Genomic DNA, 5,124 nt, shown 5'->3' with positions numbered 1-5,124 from the left:
ACTGCGGACACCAGAAACGGTTGTTTAAGGCACTGGTAACGGTCGATTGGGGGTGTCGTAAACCATCCCAGAGGTCCGTGGTTAGTTTACTAACTGCAGGGCTACTAAAAGCCTACTCTGTACCGCGAAGCAGTCAGGGTCGGGTAGTTTACTTGGCGGATCCCCCTACAGTCAACTGGCCCAGCACGTTGATATCAAAGGTGAAATTAATTGTCACCGAGTTGCCCTCGTAAGCCTCAGGCAGCGGCAGGAAGGGAGCTGCCCTCTGGATAGCCGTCAGCGCTGCATCGTCTGTTTGTTGGCTGCCGGACGTGCGCCCCAGGCGAATGCTCTGCAGATCGCCAGCTCGACCCACTGTAAAGATCACCACTGTGCGGCGCGAGGTACCGGTCTGCCCAGGTATCCAATTTTGCTCCACTTTCCGCTGCAAAGCGGCCAGCCAGGGGCCCCAATCCACATCGGCCCGCGCTGCCACACTGGGGGGATTGGGAGCGGATTGGGTGGGGTTGGCCAATCCACTAGCTCCACTGCCCTGGATCCCGGCTCCATTGCTGGGAGCAGAGGCACTGACCGGAGGCCCCAACTGGGAAGAGTCAGAGGGCCGCTGGGCGGGAAGAACCTCTGTCACCGGTTGCGGAGCGGGCGGAACGGGAGCCAATTGGCTGGGATCCGAAACCCGCTCGCTTGGCTGTATGGGCAAGGGCTCCGCAGTTGGCGGGGGAGTGGGCCTTGGGGAGGGAGCAGCCGCCACAGGCGGTGGAGTTTGGGTCGGAGTAGGTCTGGGGACAGGCGTGGGAGGGGGCGGTGCCGCAGTCGGGGTCGCGGTGGGCTGAGGGGGAGCGGGGGTTGGGGTAGGTGTGGGCGTGGGTGGAGGGGTTGGAGTTGGGGTTGCCAGAGCAACTGCAGCCGGGGCAGGTGGTGGTGGAACAGGGGCAGGCTGCTGTGGTGGCGGTGGTTGGGGTCTTGGCGGCGGCGGCGGAGGGGCCTCCTGGGGAGGGGCGGCCTGGGATTGGGGTGGACTGCCTTGAGAAGGAGGAGCTTCTACCCGCTCACCCCCATCGCGGGAATCGACTTCTGAAACCAGATCTGCTTCCTCTGGGGGCTGCAGATCTTCTGGATCCAGAAGGATAAACTCAATGGCTTCTTGTTCTGGCTCGCGAGTGAGCCAAAGCCGCCCCAAGTGGAGCAATCCCAGCAGCACCAGCACATGCAGCAGCAGCGACAGCGCCACCATCCAAAAAAAGTTGCGAGATTCATCCTCGCGGCGGCGCTGCTCAATCCAGATGCTGGTCATAGCCAAGATTGCCCTTTCCTTTCTTCAACGCTCTCAACACACCGAGTTGTCTGTTGCAGACTGGGCCACGGGGGTAACACCCCAGCTAGTGTTATAGCATCCGAGCAGTTGGCACTCCTGCGCAAAGGCGTATAGTCTATCTCGGGCTCGGGAAGGGATCCCACCTTGCAGCAGCTCTAAGATCGCCTACCTTGAAAAGAGCGGGGATCCCATTAGCCGGGGAAAAGCCCCACAGCTCGGGGTGCTGGCTCTGATGTTGGCTGGTGGGGCAGTTTTGGTGGCTTTTTAGGAGCGACGTTATGGAACCCATCCGCTTTCATCTGGCCTTTCCAGTTGCCGATATTGCCTTGGCCAAGGCCTACTACGGCAATGGCTTGGGCTGTGAGATCGGTCGAGAAACCTCTGCTGCCGTTATTTTTAACCTGTACGGCCATCAACTGGTGGCCCACCTCACCCACGAAGAGCTGACGCCCCAGCGGGGCATCTACCCTCGTCATTTTGGCCTGATCTTCCCTACCCAAGGGGATTGGCAGGCGCTGGCCGACCGTGCCTTGGCGCGGGCCTTGCCCTTTTATCAAGAGCCGCGCTGGCGCTTTGTTGGCACCCCCTTGGAGCATGGCACCTTCTTTTTGCAGGATCCCTTCCATAACCTGCTGGAGTTTAAGTACTACCGCAACGCTTCCGCCATTTTCGGGGAGCGGGAATTGGCCTTGGTCGGGGACAGTGCTTCCCACCGCTCGCGCGAACGATCCCCGGCCCGCTCAAGTGGCATGTAGTGCAAACAGGAGGAACCTTTGGCCACTCAACCCCTGCGTTCTGGCCCTGCGCGCGGCCCTATCTGGCAGATGGATTTCAACGCCGTCCCCCTGCGGGATGAGCAGAACCGAAGGGTTTGGGAGCTGTTGGTATGCGATCCCACCGGCCGGTTTCGCCAAGCGCAGTATTGCAGTAACCAAGAGGTGAATAGCACCTGGGTGGCACGACAGTTGCGGAGCTACCTCGAAGCGGCTCCCCAGCCTCCCTCGGCCATTCGTGTGTTTCGAGCCCGCATGAGTTCCATCCTGCAACGGGCCTGCGATGCGGTTGGGATCCCGATGCTGCCCAGTCGTCGCGTTTACACCCTCAAAGCTTGGATGCGAGAACGGGCAGAGCAGGTTTACCCTCAAGAGACTCAGTTTACCTACAGCCCCGAACCTCCTGTGGATCCGGATCCGCCGGATCCCATCCGTCTGCCGGACAAGTTGCAGGGAGAACGCTGGGCCTTCGTGACCTTGCGAGCTGAGGATCTGCGGGAAGCCGACGCCTGGCCGATAGAATTTGGCGAGCTTTTTCCGGTTGCCTGGGACACTTTGACGCCCGACACATTGGCACCAGTGGTGCGGAGCACCCTCATTCCCGGCTTGGTGATTACCTCGCAGCGGGCTTTGCCGATGGCAGCCTGGATGAGCGGTATGGAACCCGCCTACTTGAGTGTGGCAGACGGACGGCTACTGCTCGAGGCGGGCCTCAACGATTGTTATCTGTTTGCACAATTGAGAGATGAAACACTGCGAACAGAGGCAGAAGTCTTTGCCCAGCGCCAGCAGCAGGCCCAGGGGCTCCACTTTCTTGCCATTCAAACCGATCTCAGGGCCCAGTCTTTCGCCGGCTTCTGGCTGATGCAACATCCGCTGTAAGTAGCAGCCGTTACAGCCTGTTTGTAAATTACAGTCATTTCAAACTAGATTGAGACACTCCCCAAACGCTCCGCGCCGCTGCCGCGACCACCCCCAGCTCCTCTCCCAGAGGGAGAGGGGAGTTAGAGACCAATGCGACAGAAATGTTTCATTACCTGTTTAAAAAATGACTACACTACTTGAAATGACTGCGTTTTCAATTCAAACTAGGGCCCTGCATCCGCACCCAAAACCTTGAATGCGCAGGGCCAGAAGGCTTTTCAAGGACTCCGTCCCGCTGGCGCGATCAGTGGCCTAGGCGTCTCACCCTAACTTGAAACCACCATATCGCCAAAGTCGCCAAAGAGAGAAGGGATCCTCACTAGGAAAACACAGCCTCCAGCGCCTGCAAGGTCTTTTTCACCTTGGCCTGGGCTGCCTCCACCTCGGGTTGGTCATAGGCTTTGGCGGCAAAGTCTAGTTGTTCTAAGCTGCGGCCCATCTCCTTAGCCAGGCGCAGCACTTCCCGCTTTTGTTTATCTGGCAGGGTAGCCGCCAGGCCGGTCAAGGTCTTACGAGTGAGTCCCATCGGCCCGTGGATGTAGGAGCGGATCTCCAACCAGTCCTCCGCCTCCACCAGGCTTTGCAGCCGCTCTACCTGTTGCTCCAGTTGTTGCAGCTCTCGGGGCAGGCCAGCAGCCGCTTGCACAGAAAGGGATCCCAGCCACAGCCCCAATGTCAGGATGGCAACCAGCAACACACTCCGCCAGCGACAGATCATCACATACCTCCCACATGCCTGCAACAGGCTTGACTTCTTGGCCATGATTGCCATCAGCTTTTTGGCAATCATTTGGTAATCAAATGAATAGTTTACCCGCTGGCTGCACCTCAGCCCCTTGGCTGCCTCTCGAAGAGCACAGCAAATCGGTTAGGCTAGGGATGTAAAAGAATGTAAATGGCACTCTCATGCAACGCATCATCCTCATGACCGGCAAGGGTGGAGTCGGCAAAACCTCGATGGCGGCGGCGACCGGCTGGCGTTGTGCCGAGATTGGCCTGAAAACTTTGGTGCTGAGCACAGATCCGGCCCACTCTTTGGCCGATAGCTTCGATCAGCCCTTGGGCCATGAGCCGGTCGAGGTCAAACCTAACCTTTGGGGGGCGGAGCTGGACGCCCTCAACGAACTGGAGCTGAATTGGGGATCCGTCAAAACCTACATTACCCAGGTGTTGCAGGCGCGAGGGCTAGATGGGGTGCAGGCACAGGAGCTGGCGATTTTGCCAGGGATGGATGAGATCTTTGCCCTAGTGCGGGTGAATCGCCATTACGACGAAGGCAAGTTCGATGTGTTGATCATCGACTCGGCCCCTACAGGCACGGCCCTGCGCCTCTTGAGCCTGCCGGATGTTTCTGGCTGGTACATGCGCAGGTTCTACAAACCCCTGCAGGGGCTGGCGCAAATGCTGCGTCCTATTGCCGAGCCGATTGTGAAGGGGCTGACCGGGATCCCGCTGCCGAATGACCAGGTGCTGGATGCTCCTTATGAGTTCTATCAGAAGATTGAGCGGCTGGAGCGCATCCTCACCAACAACCGCATCACCTCAGTGCGGCTGGTCACTAACCCCGAAAAGATGGTGATCAAAGAATCGCTGCGGGCCCACGCCTACCTCAGCCTTTACGGGGTGGCCACCGATTTGGTGATTGCCAACCGCATCTTGCCCGATGGAGTGGTGGATCCCTACTTTGCCGCCTGGAAGGCAGCCCAACAGAAATATCGCCAGGAAATCCACGAAAACTTTGCCCCCCTGCCGGTCTTCGAGATCCCGCTGTACTCCGAGGAGTTGGTGGGATGGGACGCCCTAGCCCGCCTGAAAAAAGACCTCTGGGGGGATCGCAACCCGGCGGACGTGCTCTATGCCGAGCAAACCCTGAATGTGGTAACCGACAACGGCCAGTACCGGCTGGATCTTTACTTGCCCGGGATCCCGAAAGAGCAGGTGGAATTGACCAAAACCGGGGATGAGCTGAACATCCGCATCGGCAACCACCGCCGCAACTTGGTTCTGCCCCAGACTTTAGCGGCCATGACCCCGGCCCGCGCCAAGATGGAAGAAGACTACCTGCGCATTCATTTTGCTGCTTGAGGCTGTAGCTGCTCTTGGTTGCGTCAG

At 58.9% G+C, this 5,124-nt stretch carries 5 protein-coding genes; 3 read left to right on the top strand and 2 right to left on the bottom strand.

All coding sequences use genetic code 11. The features are described from left to right. Positions 1–148 precede the first annotated feature (148 nt). Complete coding sequence (locus tag NW820_RS09880; protein WP_414407392.1) at positions 149–1,294, bottom strand: energy transducer TonB; 1,146 nt, start codon at positions 1,292–1,294, stop codon at positions 149–151. Between the two features lie 299 nt (positions 1,295–1,593). On the opposite strand from NW820_RS09880, the gene NW820_RS09875 reads away from it, so the two are divergent. Continuing rightward, positions 1,594–2,070: a VOC family protein gene (locus NW820_RS09875; RefSeq protein WP_414407391.1), complete on the top strand. Its 477-nt coding sequence runs from the start codon at positions 1,594–1,596 to the stop codon at positions 2,068–2,070. An 18-nt stretch (positions 2,071–2,088) separates the two neighbouring features. Next, entirely contained in the window at positions 2,089–2,970 is an 882-nt protein-coding gene (locus NW820_RS09870) for a Tab2/Atab2 family RNA-binding protein (protein WP_011432767.1), read from the top strand. A gap of 361 nt (positions 2,971–3,331) precedes the next feature. Here the strand turns inward: NW820_RS09870 and psbQ are convergent, their stop codons facing one another. After that, on the bottom strand, positions 3,332–3,775 hold the full coding sequence (gene psbQ, locus NW820_RS09865) for a photosystem II protein PsbQ (protein ID WP_414349863.1): 444 nt from the start codon (positions 3,773–3,775) through the stop codon (positions 3,332–3,334). A 143-nt stretch (positions 3,776–3,918) separates the two neighbouring features. Here psbQ and NW820_RS09860 point away from each other — a divergent pair, with 143 nt between their 5' ends. After that, entirely contained in the window at positions 3,919–5,097 is a 1,179-nt protein-coding gene (locus NW820_RS09860) for a TRC40/GET3/ArsA family transport-energizing ATPase (protein WP_414332153.1), read from the top strand. Positions 5,098–5,124: the final 27 nt, after the last annotated feature.

This window comes from Synechococcus sp. R55.7, assembly GCF_047461955.1.
Lineage (GTDB): Bacteria > Cyanobacteriota > Cyanobacteriia > Thermostichales > Thermostichaceae > Thermostichus.
This window is presented reverse-complemented; position numbering and strand designations above follow the sequence as displayed.